The 15,855-nt window shown below is 62.5% G+C and carries 15 protein-coding genes, 1 tRNA gene and 1 riboswitch; of the genes, 5 read left to right on the top strand and 11 right to left on the bottom strand.

The genetic code is table 11. The features are described from left to right. The first annotated feature begins 35 nt into the window (after positions 1 to 35). Complete coding sequence (gene lon, locus ACNQ62_RS05625; RefSeq protein WP_005853049.1) at positions 36 to 2,447, top strand: endopeptidase La; 2,412 nt, start codon at positions 36 to 38, stop codon at positions 2,445 to 2,447. 160 nt (positions 2,448 to 2,607) lie between these two features. Continuing rightward, positions 2,608 to 2,973 carry an HU family DNA-binding protein gene (locus ACNQ62_RS05620; RefSeq protein ID WP_418094392.1) on the top strand — a complete coding sequence of 122 codons (366 nt, stop codon included), beginning with the start codon at positions 2,608 to 2,610 and terminating at the stop codon, positions 2,971 to 2,973. 201 nt (positions 2,974 to 3,174) lie between these two features. On the opposite strand, the gene ACNQ62_RS05615 is transcribed toward ACNQ62_RS05620, so the two are convergent. Further along, positions 3,175 to 3,250: transfer RNA gene (locus ACNQ62_RS05615), tRNA-Val, on the bottom strand. A gap of 370 nt (positions 3,251 to 3,620) precedes the next feature. On the opposite strand from ACNQ62_RS05615, the gene ACNQ62_RS05610 reads away from it, so the two are divergent. Continuing rightward, complete coding sequence (locus tag ACNQ62_RS05610; protein ID WP_009826810.1) at positions 3,621 to 4,430, top strand: crotonase/enoyl-CoA hydratase family protein; 810 nt, start codon at positions 3,621 to 3,623, stop codon at positions 4,428 to 4,430. Positions 4,431 to 4,443: 13 nt separating this feature from the next. Here the strand turns inward: ACNQ62_RS05610 and ACNQ62_RS05605 are convergent, their stop codons facing one another. Genes ACNQ62_RS05605 through thiD form a run of 10 tightly spaced genes read right to left on the bottom strand, consistent with a single transcriptional unit; the run spans position 4,444 to position 11,889 of the window. Further along, entirely contained in the window at positions 4,444 to 5,217 is a 774-nt protein-coding gene (locus ACNQ62_RS05605; RefSeq protein WP_132996723.1) for an ABC transporter permease, read from the bottom strand. Beyond that, a complete protein-coding gene (locus ACNQ62_RS05600; protein ID WP_418094391.1) occupies positions 5,214 to 5,939 on the bottom strand; it encodes an ABC transporter ATP-binding protein in 726 nt (241 codons plus the stop codon). Before ACNQ62_RS05600 ends, ACNQ62_RS05605 begins: the two co-directional genes overlap by 4 nt. Next, on the bottom strand, positions 5,936 to 6,619 hold the full coding sequence (gene tenA / locus ACNQ62_RS05595; protein WP_418094390.1) for a thiaminase II: 684 nt from the start codon (positions 6,617 to 6,619) through the stop codon (positions 5,936 to 5,938). The genes ACNQ62_RS05600 and tenA overlap by 4 nt, the downstream gene beginning before the upstream one ends. Further along, the gene (locus tag ACNQ62_RS05590; RefSeq protein ID WP_005853063.1) at positions 6,616 to 7,554 is read right to left on the bottom strand and encodes an ABC transporter substrate-binding protein; all 939 of its coding nucleotides are present in this window, start codon (positions 7,552 to 7,554) and stop codon (positions 6,616 to 6,618) included. The genes tenA and ACNQ62_RS05590 overlap by 4 nt, the downstream gene beginning before the upstream one ends. Further along, on the bottom strand, positions 7,541 to 8,545 hold the full coding sequence (locus ACNQ62_RS05585) for a ThiF family adenylyltransferase (protein ID WP_418094389.1): 1,005 nt from the start codon (positions 8,543 to 8,545) through the stop codon (positions 7,541 to 7,543). The genes ACNQ62_RS05590 and ACNQ62_RS05585 overlap by 14 nt, the downstream gene beginning before the upstream one ends. Beyond that, positions 8,542 to 9,138, bottom strand: coding sequence for a thiamine phosphate synthase (locus ACNQ62_RS05580; RefSeq protein WP_340241057.1), 597 nt, complete (start codon positions 9,136 to 9,138; stop codon positions 8,542 to 8,544). The genes ACNQ62_RS05585 and ACNQ62_RS05580 overlap by 4 nt, the downstream gene beginning before the upstream one ends. Then, positions 9,135 to 9,908 (bottom strand): thiazole synthase, encoded by a 774-nt coding sequence (locus tag ACNQ62_RS05575; protein ID WP_005853073.1) that lies wholly within the window; start codon positions 9,906 to 9,908, stop codon positions 9,135 to 9,137. The genes ACNQ62_RS05580 and ACNQ62_RS05575 overlap by 4 nt, the downstream gene beginning before the upstream one ends. 1 nt (position 9,909) lies before the next feature. Continuing rightward, positions 9,910 to 10,107, bottom strand: coding sequence for a sulfur carrier protein ThiS (thiS, locus tag ACNQ62_RS05570; RefSeq protein ID WP_289081788.1), 198 nt, complete (start codon positions 10,105 to 10,107; stop codon positions 9,910 to 9,912). Continuing rightward, entirely contained in the window at positions 10,091 to 11,086 is a 996-nt protein-coding gene (locus ACNQ62_RS05565; RefSeq protein WP_418094388.1) for an FAD-dependent oxidoreductase, read from the bottom strand. Before ACNQ62_RS05565 ends, thiS begins: the two co-directional genes overlap by 17 nt. Next, positions 11,083 to 11,889, bottom strand: a complete 807-nt coding sequence (thiD, locus tag ACNQ62_RS05560; protein ID WP_418094387.1) for a bifunctional hydroxymethylpyrimidine kinase/phosphomethylpyrimidine kinase — start codon at positions 11,887 to 11,889, stop codon at positions 11,083 to 11,085. Before thiD ends, ACNQ62_RS05565 begins: the two co-directional genes overlap by 4 nt. 67 nt (positions 11,890 to 11,956) lie before the next feature. Continuing rightward, positions 11,957 to 12,057: riboswitch (TPP riboswitch) on the bottom strand. 560 nt (positions 12,058 to 12,617) lie between these two features. Here thiD and ACNQ62_RS05555 point away from each other — a divergent pair. Both ACNQ62_RS05555 and ACNQ62_RS05550 read left to right on the top strand, forming a co-directional pair. Continuing rightward, positions 12,618 to 13,808 (top strand): TAXI family TRAP transporter solute-binding subunit, encoded by a 1,191-nt coding sequence (locus ACNQ62_RS05555; RefSeq protein ID WP_418094386.1) that lies wholly within the window; start codon positions 12,618 to 12,620, stop codon positions 13,806 to 13,808. A 101-nt stretch (positions 13,809 to 13,909) separates the two neighbouring features. Continuing rightward, positions 13,910 to 15,847: a TRAP transporter permease gene (locus ACNQ62_RS05550; RefSeq protein ID WP_418094385.1), complete on the top strand. Its 1,938-nt coding sequence runs from the start codon at positions 13,910 to 13,912 to the stop codon at positions 15,845 to 15,847. Positions 15,848 to 15,855: the final 8 nt, after the last annotated feature.

Here is a 15,855-nt window from a genome sequence, read left to right as displayed (position 1 = left end):
GGGCCAGTGTCATCTTGCAGTATAAGGAAAAGAGCATGTTAGAGCCTCTGAACGCGTCCTACCCGGTATTGCCTTTGCGCGATATTGTGGTGTTCCCCCACATGATTGTACCGCTTTTCGTGGGCCGCGATAAATCTGTGCGCGCCCTCGAAGAAGTTATGGCCGATGACAAGCAGATCCTGCTGTCGAGCCAGATTGACCCCGGCGTGGACGACCCCGATTCCGATGGTATTTTCAACACCGGCGTCCTGGCGAATGTGTTGCAACTGCTGAAGCTGCCCGACGGCACCGTGAAGGTGTTGGTCGAGGGTCAGGCGCGGGTGCGCATCACGGAATACCTTGAAAACGATAGCTTCTTTGAAGCCTCTGCCGAATATCTGACGGAAGAGCCCGGTGACGAGACCACCACTCAGGCGCTGCTGAAGTCCGTCGCCGAAGAGTTTGAGCGTTATTCCAAGGTCAAGAAGAACGTCCCCGAGGAAGCGCTGTCGGCGGTGACCGAAGCGTCCGAGCCTGCACGTCTGGCCGATCTGGTCGCGGGGCATCTCGGCATCGAGGTCGAGCAGAAACAAGACCTGCTTGAAACCCTGTCCGTCTCCGAGCGGCTCGAGAAAGTATACGGGCTGATGCAGGGCGAAATGTCCGTTCTGCAGGTCGAGAAAAAGATCAAGACCCGCGTCAAATCCCAGATGGAGAAGACGCAGCGCGAGTACTATCTGAACGAGCAGATGAAAGCCATTCAGAACGAGCTTGGCGATGGTGAAGACGGCAAGAATGAAGTCGCCGAACTGGAAGCCCGCATCGCGGACACCAAGCTGAGCAAAGAGGCCAAGGAAAAAGTCGACGCCGAGCTGAAGAAGCTCAAGAACATGTCGCCCATGTCTGCCGAGGCCACCGTGGTGCGCAACTACCTCGACTGGATCCTGTCGATCCCGTGGGGCGTGAAGTCGCGCACCAAGAAAGACCTCGCCAAGGCACAGCAGGTGCTGGATGATGATCACTATGGCCTTGAAAAGGTTAAAGAACGCATCGTCGAATATCTTGCCGTGCAACAACGCTCCAGCAAGCTGAAAGGCCCGATCATGTGCCTTGTCGGCCCTCCCGGTGTGGGTAAAACATCGCTTGGGAAGTCTGTTGCCAAGGCGACGGGGCGCGAATTTATTCGCATCTCGCTAGGGGGCGTGCGTGACGAATCCGAGATCCGCGGTCACCGCCGGACCTACATTGGGTCCATGCCCGGCAAGATCATTCAGGCGCTGAAAAAGGCGAAAACCACGAACCCGCTTATCTTGCTCGACGAAATCGACAAGATGGGTCAGGATTTCCGTGGCGACCCCGCATCGGCCATGCTCGAGGTGCTTGATCCGGAACAGAACGGCACATTCGTCGACCACTACTTGGAAGTGGAATACGATCTGTCGAATGTCATGTTCCTGACCACGTCGAACAGCTATAACATGCCCGGGCCTTTGCTCGACCGGATGGAGATTATCCCCCTGTCTGGCTATACCGAGGATGAGAAGCGCGAGATCGCGAAACAGCACCTTGTGGCCAAGCAGGTCAAGAACCACGGTCTGAAGGCAAAGGAATTTGCCATTGAAGACAGTGCGTTGACCAGCATGATCCGCTACTATACCCGCGAGGCCGGCGTGCGGAATCTTGAGCGCGAGATCGCCAAGGTTGCGCGGAAATCGCTGACCAAGATCGTCAAGAAGGAAGCCGACGAGATTACCGTAACGGGCGACAACATCGAGGATTTCCTCGGCGTGAAAAAGCACCGCTACGGCTTGGCCGAGCTTGAGGATCAGATCGGCGTCGTGACCGGATTGGCCTATACTTCGGTTGGGGGCGAATTGTTGCAGATCGAAGCCCTGCGCCTGCCGGGTAAAGGTCGGATGAAAACCACCGGTAAGCTTGGCGATGTGATGAAGGAATCCATCGACGCGGCCAGCAGCTATGTGCGGTCGATCAGCCCCAAGATCGGGGTGAAGCCGCCCAAGTTCGACACGCTAGATATCCACGTCCACGTGCCCGATGGTGCGACACCGAAAGATGGCCCCTCTGCCGGTCTGGCGATGGTGACATCGATCGTGTCGGTGCTGACCCAGATCCCCGTGCGCCGCGATATCGCGATGACGGGGGAGGTGTCCTTGCGCGGGAATGCGATGCCAATCGGCGGCTTGAAGGAGAAGCTGTTGGCGGCGCTGCGTGGTGGGATCACAACGGTTCTCATCCCGACCGAGAACGAAAAGGACCTGCCGGATATCCCGGATAACGTGAAAGAAGGGTTGACCATCATTCCCGTCAAACACGTGTCCGAGGTGCTGAAACATGCGCTGGTCCGCGAGCCCGAAGCGATCGAATGGGATCAGGAGGCAGAAGATGCCGCCGCAGCCGCCGCGCTGGCCCGTCGCAACGCTGCAGGCGATAGCGCCACAGCGCATTAAACAACGATCCAACCGACATCAGGCCGCCCTTCGGGGCGGCCTTTTTCGTGGGCACGTCCCCAATTTTCGCGCAGGACTGCGTCATCCCCAAGCACCGCTGGATTTCCCCCGGTGGCCCCGCTAGGGTTTGATGAAACCTCCCCAACGGACGAGACGTCAAATGACCACGCCCAAGAAAACCACAACGCCTAAACCAGCCGCACCCGACACCGCCGCAGCACCTGCTGTGGTCGAAGCACCGCGCCCTGTGATCCTCGGCCCCGTGATGCGCAAGAAAGAGCTGATCGACACAGTGGTCGAAAGGTCGGGCGTGAAAAAGCGCGATGCGAAACCCGTCGTTGATGCCATGCTCGCCGTATTGGGCGAAGCACTGTCGGACAGCCGCGAGCTGAACCTGCCGCCGTTCGGCAAGCTGAAAGTGATCAACGAGAAAGAGTTGAAAAACGGCAAGATGATCCGCGTCAAAGTGCGGCAGGTGACACAGGGGCAGGGCGGCGGCGATACCGCTGATCAACCCGACGACTGAGGGCGAAAATCGCTCAAGATCTCCGGCGCAAAGCTACGACGCCCGCAGTAGCCCTTCACCTTGGTGAGGGGCTTTGTCGTATCAAGGTCTTTGTCTTGTTGATGCCACAGGCTGCGCAGGCAATCCCTTGACATCAAACGCATAAAACCCCGTCGCCGTCGGCGCAGGTTGCGTTGGTAGAACTGAATTGTGGTGGTGGAGTGGTGGGTCGTGAGAGGCTCGAACTCCCGACATCTTCGGTGTAAACGAAGCGCTCTACCAACTGAGCTAACGACCCGGTAGCGCTCTACTACCCCAAGGTTCAGCCGGGGTTCAACCCCATTTTTGCCGCCCCGGTGATTATTTTCGATTTTTTTCTGACGACGCCCCGGATTGGCGCGGATTCACACGGTAACATTGCGTTTTCAAACGGTTTTGCCGCCTTTGGCAGAGTGCGACGGGCCGAATCCTCGCGCCTCCGTTGCCCTTGGGGAAGTCACCGCGCTGAAATCGGCGGATGACCGATAGACGGGCTGTGTTTGGCGCGCTACTCAATGCACATTCACGTAAAAGGTGGGAGAGCCTTTTGCATATATTCAGCAAGCCCTTGCAGCAGCAAGGCACCGGGGCCGACCACAATTGCCGGCCCCATAGGAGGAGGAATTCACATGGCCGTTCAGATTGATCCGACCAGCTACCGTAACCTGGACATCAAGGCGCATGACGATGGCGTCTGGGTGGTGACCCTGAACCGTCCCACCAAACGCAATGCCCTGGACATCGACACGATCGAGGAGCTGGTCACCTTCTTTTCCGCCGCACCGCGCGCTGGTGTACGTGCAGTGGTACTGGCAGGCGCGGGGGATCACTTTTGCGCCGGGCTTGATCTGATCGAACACCATGACGAAGACCGCAGCCCCGCCGATTTCATGCACGTCTGTTTGCGCTGGCACGAGGCGTTCAACAAGATGGAATACGGCGGCGTGCCCGTGATCGCAGCATTGCAAGGGGCCGTTGTCGGCGGCGGGCTAGAGCTTGCCAGCTCTGCCCATGTGCGGGTGATGGACCAAAGCGCGTATTTCGCGCTTCCCGAAGGCCAGCGCGGGCTGTTCACCGGCGGGGGGGCTACGATCCGTGTGACTGATCTGGTCGGCAAAGCGCGGATGATCGATATGATGCTCACCGGGCGCGTCTATCAGGGGCAAGAGGCCGTCGATCTGGGCCTTGCGCAGTATATCGTCGAAGGGTCCAGCATGGACAAGGCGATGGAACTGGCGCGCAAGGCGGCGCAGAACCTGCCGCTGTCGAACTTTGCGATCTGTAGCGCGGTGAGCCATATGCAGAATATGTCGGCAATGGATGCCGCCTATGCCGAAGCCGTGGTCGCCGGTGTGGTCAATACGCAGCCTGACGCGCGCGCCCGCCTTGCGGCCTTTGCTGACAAAAGCGGCGCGCGGGTGCGGCCGAACGCGGAATAGCAAGTCGTATGGATCACGCGCGGGTGCTGCGCGTGATCCCGCTTTCGCTGCGCCCTTCGGCATAGCGGGTCAGTCGTTGCGCCAGCAGCCCGACAGATAGATGCAACAGCACCGTCAAACAGGCGAGCATGATCAACGCGGCGAACATCAGGTCGATCTTGGCGCGGCCATTGGCCAGCAGCATCAGATAGCCCAGCCCCTTTGACGCGCCGACCCATTCGCCAATCACCGCCCCGATCGGCGCATAGACCGCCGCCAGCCGCAGCCCCGTCGCAAGGCTTGGCAGCGCGTGGGGGATTTGCACGTAGCGCATGAACCGCAACGGCCGCGCCCCCATCGATTGCGCCAGATCGCGGTAGCCATCAGGCACGCGGGTCAGCCCGTCGTGAAAGGCAGATGTCACTGGGAAATAGATGATCAACACCGCCATCACGATCTTGGACCCCATGCCATAGCCGAACCACAGCGTCAGCAATGGGGCCAGCGCGAAAACCGGCACGGCTTGGGTAAAGACCAGCAGCGGCAGCAGCAAACGCTCTGCCGTTTTGGACAGCGCCAGATGGATCGCGGTAACAGCCCCCAAGGCGGTGCCGATCAGCAGCCCCAGCAGCACCTCGACGGTAGTGACCCATGCGTTCTCGATCAGCGTCTCACGGGCGCGATAGGCCGCCTGCGCCACGCGCCACGGCGAGGGCAGGATATAGTGCGGCGCGTCGGTCAGCAGCACCGCGGCCTGCCAAAGGCCAAGCCCCAGCAGGATCGCAAGCGGTATGTCGTATCGCCTCATGCAGGCACCCCCCGCAGATGGGACAGCAGGGCGCTTTGGCAGGCCCAAACCTCGGGCGCGGTGACGGGGCGCGGTGCCCGAAGCGCGGGGACGGGCCAGCTTTGCACGCCGGTGGCCGAAAGGATCAGGATGTGGTCGGCCAGCCGCGCCGCCTCTGCAGGATCATGGGTGACCAGCAGCACGGTCCGCCCGTGCAACAGCTCTGCCGCGAGCTCTTGCATCGCGGCACGGGTGCCCGCATCAAGTGCCGAGAATGGCTCGTCCAGAAAGACCACCGCGCGATCCTCCAGCAAGGTCCGCGCCAGCGCTGCCCGCTGCCGCATGCCGCCCGACAAGGCGGCGGGTTTCTTATGGGCATGATCCTGCAGGCCGACCCGTTCAAGCATGGCGGAGGCACGGCCTCTGTCAGGCGTGGTCCCCCGCAGCCGGTCGCCGATCATGATGTTTTCGATCACCGTAAGCCACGGTAACAGCAGGTCGGATTGCGCCATATAGCTGATCCGCCCCGCCAGTGGTTGCCCGTCAGAGGCGGTGATCGTGCCGTCAAACGCGCCGCCCGTCTCAAGCCCCAGCAGCAGCCGCAACACCGTGGATTTGCCCACCCCCGACGGGCCGAGCAAGCAGGTCCACGCCCCCGCGGCGAGGGTCATATCCATGTCAAACAGGGGGCGCGCGTCAATCCGGTGTTGTCCCGTCAGACGCAGCGTGGGCGGTGGGGTCATGGCAGGTCCAGCCCCATCTGCCAAAAGCCGACCTCTAGCCGTGTGGCCGTGGAAAAGCGGTTTTGCAGTGCCGTGCGACGGGGGGCGGTTTCAAGGTCACCGATCCGCCGCGCAACCGCCGCGTCGACCATCGCGCCCACCGTCTGGCACAGCGCCTGATAGTCGGGGTCGGCGTAGGTCTCGATCCACTCGGCATAGGGCGTGTCGGCGCTGCAGGTCTGGGCCAGGCGCTGCCCGATCTCCCCATAGCCCATGACGCAAGGCAGCAGCGCCGCCATCAGATCAAGGAAATCCCCCTGCATCCCGGCATCCAGCACATAGCGGGTATAGGCGAGGTTGGCGGGGGCTTCCGTCGCGGTGAAAAGCGCCGCTTCGTCGATACCCGCCGCAGCACAGGTGCGGATATGCAGCGCCATCTCGTGATTGACCAGCGCATCCACCGTGGCGGCGCAGGTCTTCATCTCTTCCATCGTTTCCGATTTGACCACCGCCATCGACCAAGCGCGAGAGAAATGCACAAGGAAAACATAGTCTTGGATCAGATAGTTCACAAAGCAATGGCGCGGCAGGCTGCCGTCTCGCAGCCCTTCGACAAAGGCATGGTGGGTATAGTCTTGCCACTCCTCCGCCGCAGCAGCGCGCCAAATCGCGAAGCTGCGGCCATAGTCCGGCGCGGTCATCGGGCGGTCACATCGATGGCGATGGTCGACACGGGCGAGATGTCGGGGATCAGACCCGCGTCATGCAAGAACGTCTCGAATGTGGCGTAGCGTCCGGCATCCATCGCCGTGGGGCGCAGGGCGAAACGGGGCAGCGTATCTTTCCACGCGCGGGCGTTCAACTCGTCCTGCAGATCGGCAGAGGTGGCGGCGAAAACCTCCCAGCTTTCCTCGGGGTGGTTGACGATATATTGCGTCGCTTTCTCGGTCGCGGCCAGAAACCGCGCGATCATGTCCTTGTCCATCGTGTCGCGGTTGGCGACGTAGATCAGCTCGTCATACGGTGGCAGGCCCTCTTCCTCGACGTAGAAGCAGGTACCATCGACGCCTTCGATATCCATCTGGTTCAGCTCGAAATTGCGGAAGGCCCCGATGACCGCATCCACCTGACCGGACATCAACGACGGTGACAGCGACCAGTTGACGTTTACCAGCTCCACATCATCCAGTGACAGCCCGTGATGGGTCAGGATCGCGCCAAGCACGGCCTCTTCGACACCGCCGACAGAGAATCCGACCTTTTTGCCTGCCAGATCCGCAGGAGAGGCGATGGGACCATCGGTCAGCGCCAGCAGGCAGTTCAGCGGCGTGGCCACCAGCGTACCGACCCGTTGCAGGGGCAGACCTTCGTGGATTTGCAGGTGCAACTGCGGCTGATAGGAAATCGCAAGATCCGCCTTGCCTGCGGCGACCAGCTTGGGCGGGTCGGAGGGATCAGCGGGGGCGATGACCTCTACGCTCAGGTCCTGTTCGGCGAAGTACCCTTTTTCCTGCGCCACGATGATCGGCCCGTGGTCGGGGTTCACGAACCAGTCCAGCAGCAAGACCATCTCGTCCTGCGCCAGCGCCGGGCCAGAGGTCAGCGCCAGCGCGGCCAGAATGTTACGAAGTTTCATCGGTTTGTCCTTTCAACGGGGAAGGCTCGCCCATGGCGAGCAGGGTAATGGGGCCATGCCAGTAGCTGGCCAGATGGGTCGCCGCCTGCCACGCGCGCAGGCCCGAACGGCAGGCGATCACCGCGCGGGGCTGATGTGTGGGGCGGGGAACGGTGGAAAGAAAATCGGGCAGGGTGATGCGCCGCGCTGTGGGTGTCGCGGCTGTGGGAGCCTCATCCGGCCCACGCAGATCGACGACCCAATCGCTTGCGCGGATCTGCGAGGGCGCGACAAATCCGAAACCGTGGTCGGGCTCCGGCGCGGTATCAAAGCGGAAGCCGCCAGAACGATAGGAGGCGAGATCAAAGCTGATCAATTGCCCCAAAGGGGACGGCGACAGTCCAAGCAGGCAAGCCAGCGCCATCTGTGCTTGTGCGGCACCGATCGTGGCGACAACCGGCCCCATCACCCCCGCCGTGTCACAGCTCGCCGCGCGGTCCGGCAGATCGGGGAACACCGCCCGCAGCGACGGCGCGCCGCCGCAGAACCCGCCGACATAGCCGCCAAACCCAAGGGCCGAGGCGCTGATCAAGGGCAGACCCGCGTTCAGGCAGTGATCCGATAGCACATAGCTTGCTGCGAAGCTGTCGGCGCAATCCAGCACGAGCATCGCATCATGGCACAGCTTTGCCACGGTATCCGGCCCAAGGGTCACGGGGTGGGCCACCACGGTGCACGCGCTGTTGCGCGCGGTTAGGGCGCGGGCGGCGGCGGTGACCTTGGGCGTGCCGATATCGGCTTCGGTAAAGAGCGTCTGGCGGTGCAGGTTCGACAGGGCCACGTCATCACCGTCCACCAGCGTGATATGCCCCACACCGGCCCCTGCCAGCAGGGGCAGAACAGGCGCCGCCAGCCCGCCCGCGCCGACCACCACCACCCGTGCCGCCGCCAGCGCCTCTTGGCCCGATGGGCCGACCTGCGGCAGGATCATCTGGCGGGCATAGCGGGTCATCGGGTTGCCCCCAGCCATGCGGTGATGCGATCCTCGGGCGAGGGGTTCAGGGTGATGTCGGTCACCGCCGCGACGCAATCGGCACCGGCGTCAAAGGCACCCGCCGCGCGGTCGACCGACATGCCACCGATGGCCACAAGCGGGGTCTGCCCCACCCGCTCACGCCAGTCGCGCAGACGGTCCAGCCCCTGCGCGTGCCACTTCATCTGCTTCAGGATCGTCGGGTAGATCGGGCCGAGGGCGATATAATCGGGGCGCAGGTCCAGGGCGCGGGTCAGTTCGGCCTTGTCGTGGGTACTAATGCCCAAACGTGCACCCGCATCGCGGATGGCGGTGAGGTCGGCGCTGTCCAGATCCTCTTGTCCCAGATGGATAAAATCACACCCTTCGTCGAGCGCGATACGCCAGTGATCGTTGATGACGAGGGTACAGTCGTGCTTGGCGCAGATCGCCTTGGCCTGCCGGATGTCGCGCCGCAGGGCAGGGGCGGGCGTGTCCTTGATCCGCAGTTGCACCAGTTTGATGCCAAGGGGCACCAGCCGCTCCAGCCAGGCGGCGCTGTCGAAGATCGGGTAGAAACGGTCAAGGGTCATTCCAGAAACGCCTTTCCGATCAGGGGGGTAGAGGGCGCGGCCATATCGCGGGGCGGCATCGGGTCCGCCTCGGCGGCAAGCTGTCCGGCGCGGATCGCGGTGGCAAAGGCTTCGGCCATGGCGGCGGGATCACCGGCTTTGGCGACAGCGGTGTTCAGCAACACCGCGTCAAACCCCAGTTCCATCGCCTGTGCGGCGTGTGAGGGCAGGCCGATGCCCGCGTCGATCACCAGCGGCACGTCAGGAAAATGCGCACGCATGGCGCGCAGCCCGAAAAGGTTGTTCAGCCCCATCCCCGACCCGATGGGCGCGCCCCAGGGCATCAGCACCTCGCAGCCCGCCCGCAGCAATCTATCCGCGACCACAAGGTCTTCGGTGGTGTAGGGAAAGACCTGAAACCCGTCCTCGCTCAGGATGCGGGCGGCCTCGACCAGACCGAAGACATCGGGCTGCAACGTGTCCTCCTCGCCGATGACCTCGAGCTTGATCCAGCGTGTGTCGAATACCTCGCGGGCCATATGGGCGGTGGTGACGGCCTCTTTGACGCTGTGACATCCGGCGGTGTTGGGCAGCACATGGACGTCAAGCGCGCGGATCAGTTCCCAGAAGTCCTGACCGGCGCGATCCCGTCCGCTTTCGCGCCGCAGCGATACCGTCGCCACCGCCGCCCCGCTGCGCGCAAAGGCGTCTGACAGCACCTTGGGAGAGGGGTATTGCGCGGTGCCCAGCATCAGACCATTGGCAAGGGTTTCTCCGTAAAAGGGGCGCATCTTAGCCTCCCTGCATGGGGGCGAGCACTTCGATGCTGTCGCCGGAGGTCAGGGGGTGGCTGGCCCGCAGGCTGGCGGGGATAAAGCTGCCATTGACGGCCGTAGCGACTTTCGCGCCGCCAAATCCTTCGGCCTCTAGCAGTGCGGCAAGCGTGGGCGCGTCGCTGTCGAGCGGGGCACCGTTAAGCTGTAGTTTCATGGAAAATCTCCGGTGTTTTGGCGTCAAGGATCAGGTCAGCCACCATGGTCGCCAGCGCGGGGGCGAGCAGGAAACCGTGGCGATACAGACCGTTGGCGCGGATCAGATTGCCCTGCCGTTCGATGCGCGGCAGGTTGTCGGGGAAGGCGGGGCGGCTGTCGACGCCGATCTCTAGGATCTCGGCCTCGCCAAAGGCGGGGGACAGTGCGTAGGCCGCGCTCAGCAGTTCAAGCACGGACCGCACGCTGGCATGGGCACCGGCGCGGCCTTCGACCATTGTGGCCCCGAGCATGTAAATCCCGTCACCGCGCGGCACGAGGTAGATCGGCACACGTGGGTGCAGCACGCGGATGGGGCGGGTGATCTCGATGTCGGGGCAGGACAGCAGCGCCATTTCCCCTTTCACCCCGCGCAACTCAGGCAGATCGGCGCGCGCGTGATAGCCGCGGCAATCAACGACGGTGCCGTCTTGCGCCAGCGTTTCGGGATCGGCCTCGCCCTGTTCGAAACTGGCCCCATCGGCCACCAGCCCGCGCCACAGCTCTGCCAGCGCAATGCGGGGCGACAGGTGGGCCTCGGTCTGGAAATAGAGCGCTTTGGCAAAGCGGTCGCCAAGGTCGGGTTCAAGCGCCGCGATCTCTGCGCCGGTCAGGGTTTGGTAGCTTGTCGTGCGGCGCGCAAAGCGGGTCAGATCGCTGCTGTCCCGCGCCGGAGAGATCACAAGCGACCCGCGTCGGTGCAGCGATGTGGTGCGCTGCACCCACCAATCCGCCGCCCTTTGGCCCAGCCGGATCACGGGTTCCTCGGCGCTTTCGCCTTCACAAAACGGGGCGAGCATGCCGCCAGCCCACCAAGAACACCCTTGCGGGCCGGGCTGGCGGGCGCGGTCGATCAGATGCACGCGCATCCCGCGATCCAGCAAAACACGCGCGGTACACAGCCCCGCGACGCCCGCGCCGATGATGGTGACCTGCGTCATGACCAGACCGCGTGGAAGTGATGCACTGGCCCGTGGCCCGTGCCGACCTCAAGTTGATCCGCGGCGATGATGGCGCGGTGCAGATAGTCATGGGCGGCCTGTACCGCCGCGCCAAGGGGGTTGCCGTGGGCCAGCCCCGCGGCGATGGCCGCGGCGTAGGTGCATCCCGTCCCGTGGGTATTGCGCGTGTCGATGCGAGGCGCGCTGAGCCATGTGACACGCTCTGCGGTGACCAGCGCGTCGCTACAGATATTGCCCGCGCTATGGCCGCCCTTCATCAGCACCGCCTTCGGCCCCATCTTGAGCAGCGCACGGGCTTGCGTGACCATTTGGTCGGCGCTGTCAGCCTCGGGCTGGTTCAACAGGCGGGCGGCTTCGGGCAGGTTGGGGGTCAGCAGATCGGCGCGCGGCAGGATATCCGCGACCAGCGCTGCGACGGCGTCTTCCTGCAACAGCGCATCGCCGGATTTTGCGATCATCACCGGATCGACCACGACGGCCCCCCGAAACGCGGACAGCGCGGATGCCACCGCCTGAATAATCTGCGGAGAAAACAACATGCCCAGTTTGATCGACTGCACCGAAAGATCGGACAGCACCGCATCGATCTGGGCCGCGACGATGGGGGCGGGGATCTCGTGCACGGCGCTGACGCTGCGCGTGTTCTGCGCGGTCACGGCGGTGATCACGCTGGCGGCATAGACACCATTGGCCGACATCGCCTTGATATCGGCCTGAATACCGGCACCGCCGCCGCTGTCGGATCCGGCGATGGTCAGGGAAATGGGGGTCGTCTTGGTCACATGCTCGCCTTTCGGTGGTGGGCAAGCAGACGCAAGAATGAGCTTTGTGGCGTGGGCCTAAGGCCGTTGCACAAAGATACCCGTTCCCTACGCCGGTATTGCCCGGATCAGGTTCGACGGGTCGGTGCACGCACCTCTCAGCCCCCTAGGGCACCCCGACGGATAGATGTTGGAACTGCGCCCCCCGTGGGGGTGTGCAGCGTCGTTGCCTTAGGCGTAGCCAAGTTCGGCAAACGGTGCAAGCCGCAAAATATTCAATCAAAGGTGGCGCAATTCTGGGCAAAACGGGCGCGGTTTGGACAGCCCTCCTGACGCTTGTCAGCCGAAACAACGCCTCGTAACCCAAAGCAACGTAACGTCACATTTCCCATATTCTGCGGCGTTAACCCTTTGGCATCAGCAAACTAGGGGTGATCGCGCAAAGACCCCGCGTGGCTGCGGTATCAAGTTCTGTTCTGCGGTATTGGCATCAAAATATCTTGCCCCTAGGCTGATTGACAGATTGAGTCGGATACCCTCGGGAGGAGGGGGCCGACACTCGGGGGGATGCGTTTTCTGGCCCGTTTTACGGGTCGTACCGGACGCGTCGCGACAAGCATTGGGAGGTGCTGCGTGACATCTGCAAAGATCACATCTGCGTCCTGCGCACGGGCATCCGCAGCTTTTGCGGTGCCTGTGATTCTGCGATCCCGAACAATCCAAAGATGTACAACAGGGAGAGAGACCACATGAAGAATATGACACGTTTTGCCAAGGCCGCTGTCGGGTCCTTTGCGGTATCGATGGCGCTTTCGGGCGTCGCGATGGCGCAGGAGTATGAGTGGCCGCGCATGCTCGTGATTGCCACGCCGGGCACGTCGACAGGCAGCTTTGCCTCGACCAACGGTTGGGGGCCTGCGTTGCAAAAAGAAACCGGCACCACCGTGCGGATCGTTCCCGAAGACAGCGAGCCCATGCGCTACAAACGTTTGACCGACCGCGAAGACGTGTCGATCGCGTCGGTTGCAGCGTCGGAAATGGCGTTGCAAGCGGAAGGGGTCGGCGGCTACGCCGCGGCGAAACCCATGCCGCAGCGGATCCTGTGGCACCACAACGACACGCCTTGGGGCTTTGTTGTGGCTGGCGATTCCGAGCTGCAAAGCCTTGAAGACATCGGCAAAGGCGGCGTGCGTGTGACCTCTGGCGTGTTCTCGCCCGCAATCGTCGCGGCGATCACCCAGGCCCTGCCTGCCTTTATCGGCATGACGCCCGAGGAAGCGCAGGAAAAGATCGAATTCGTCCCGGCCTCCAGCTACGGTGAAAACTGTCGTTCGGTTGTCGAGGGGAAGTCCGATGTGGCCTATTGCTCACCGATCTCTTCCGTCCTGTCCGAAATGGAGGGCGCACCGGGTGGCATTCGCTGGCTGCCGATGGACCCGGCCAACACAGAAGGCTGGGACGGCTACCTGAGCTACCGCCCCATGACGATCCCCTCGACCATCTCTATGGGGGTGAGCACCGCCAAGGGTGTCGAGTCCATGACGTCGAACTTCGTCTATGCCGTGCCGGTCACCGCAGAAGAGGATTTCGTCTATAACATGGCGAAGTGGATGAATGAATCCCACGACAACTACAAAGGATCGCACGCGCTGGCGACCCGCATGTCGCTGGAGCATTTCCGCAACTTCCTGGATGCCAACCCGATCCCGGTGCACGAAGGCACGGTGAAATACCTGCGTGAAATCGGGGCGTGGACCGAAGAAGACGATGCCTGGAACAACGAGGCCATCGAGAAGATGGACGCGTGGATCGCGGCACGCAACGCCGGCATGAAAGAGGCGATGGAGCAGGGCGTAGAGATGAATTTCGAGAACCAGGAGTATCTCGACATTCTGGCCAAGCACACCGACGGGCTGGAGCCGTTCCGCTCGCGCCTGTAACGCCGCGCCGGACCGTCATCGACGGCATAAGACAGGGCGGAGCACAGCGTGCTCCGTCCTCCTAAGACACTGCCACAGCGCCCTTATTTTCAGGATCATCCATGTCAGCAACACAACACCCTCCGGCGGCTGAAACGGCTGTCGAACCCTCGTCCGAGACGACGCGACTGGGGGGATTATTCTCGTTCACCAGCATCGCTTTTGTGCTGCTGTGTACCTTTGGCCTCGGGATGGGGCTGGCCTATGTATTCGGCGTTCCCATCGGCGGGCGGCGTCTGATCGAGGGGCAGTATTACTGGGTCTTCATCGGCACCTTCCTTGCGGCGGCGTTCATCGCGCTGCCAGCGGTGAAATCGCACACCCATGTGCCGATCTATGACATCGTGGCGGCCGCCGTGAGCTTTGGCATCTGCATGTGGTTTTCCATGTATGCATGGGAGATCGTGCAGGCGGGTTGGACCAATTTCTACGCGGGCGTCGTGCTTTGGCTGCTGATGCTTGAAATCGCGCGCCGGTCGGGGGGCATCCCTTTCTTGCTCGTGGTGCTGGTGTTGGGGCTGTATCCGCTGGTGGCCGATTACTTCCCCGGTTTGCTGATGGGCATCCCCTATACGTTTGAACGCATGATCGAGGCGCATGTCTTCCGAACCGAAGGGTTGATGGGCATCACCACCAAGATCGTGGCCGAGATCGTGCTGGGCTTTCTGGTCTTTGCGGGCGTGCTGATCGCTACGGGGGCGGGGCAGTTCTTTATCGATCTGGCCAATGCGGGCTTTGGCAAGTACCGCGGCGGTCCAGCGAAAGTATCGATCGTGGCCAGCGCCTTTTTCGGGTCGCTGTCGGGGTCGATTTTTTCGAACATCGCGGGCACCGGGTCGATTACCATTCCGACCATGAAAAAGGTCGGCTACCCGCCCCATTACGCTGGCGCGATCGAGGCCTGTGCCTCGACCGGCGGGGTGGTGATGCCGCCGGTGATGGGGGCGATTGCCTTTGTCATGGCGATCACCATCGGTGTGGATTACGCGACCGTGATGGTGGCCGCGATCCTGCCGTCGGCGTTGTTCTACTTTGGTCTGATCCTGCAAGTCGACGCCTATGCCGCGCGCAAGGGGCTGGTGGGGATGAAACCCGAAAACCTGCCCTCGGCCCGCGAGGTGATGAAGCGCGGCTGGCCCTTCCTGCTGGTCATGATCTTTCTGGTCTGGGGCCTGCTGTATATGCGGTGGGAGTATTACGCCCCGTGGTACGCCAGTGCGCTGATGATCGCGCTGAGCTTCCTGCCACGCGAGACCATGATGACACCTGCGCGCATTTTTGAAACCCTGCGCCAGGTGGGCACGCTGGTCACACAGACCGCAGCGATCATCCTGCCGATCGCCTTTGTGGTCAGCGCCTTGACCATCACCGGTGTGACAGGGTCGATGACCTCGGGGCTGGTCGCTTTGGGCGGGGATAACGTCTATCTCGTAATCGCGCTTGGGGTTTTGGCCTGCTTTATCATGGGCATGGCGGGGCTTGCGATTGTGGCCTACATCTTCCTTGCGGTGACGCTGGCACCCGCGATCATCGAAATCGGCGGGTTGAACACGGTCGCGGTGCACTTTTTCATCGTCTACTACGCGATGCTGTCGGTGATCACGCCTCCGGTGGGGGCTGCGGCGTTTCTGGCGGCGACGATTGCGGGGGCCAAGCCGATGCTGACCTCCTTCACCGCGATGCGGCTGGGGGTGGTGATCTACTTTGTGCCGTTGTTCTTCCTGTTCCAGCCTGCGCTGGTGCTGCAGGGCGATCTTACGCCGCTGATCTATGTGCTACCGTCGATCATTATCGGCATCACGCTGCTGTCCGGCGGGCTTGAGGGCTATCTGCTGGGCGTCGGTATGGTGCGGCCCTGGCTGCGTCTGCCTCTGGGGATCGCGGGCTTTGCCTTCAGCTTTCCGGGGCTGACGACGACGCTGGTCGCGGGGGTCGCCTCGGCGGTGCTCGTCGCGGTGATCTGGCGGGACAACCGCAACGGCGTGGTTGCGGTCCCTTGAGATTGGGC

Source organism: Sulfitobacter sp. SBS6 (assembly GCF_048285585.1).
Lineage (GTDB): Bacteria > Pseudomonadota > Alphaproteobacteria > Rhodobacterales > Rhodobacteraceae > Sulfitobacter > Sulfitobacter pontiacus.
This window is presented reverse-complemented; position numbering and strand designations above follow the sequence as displayed.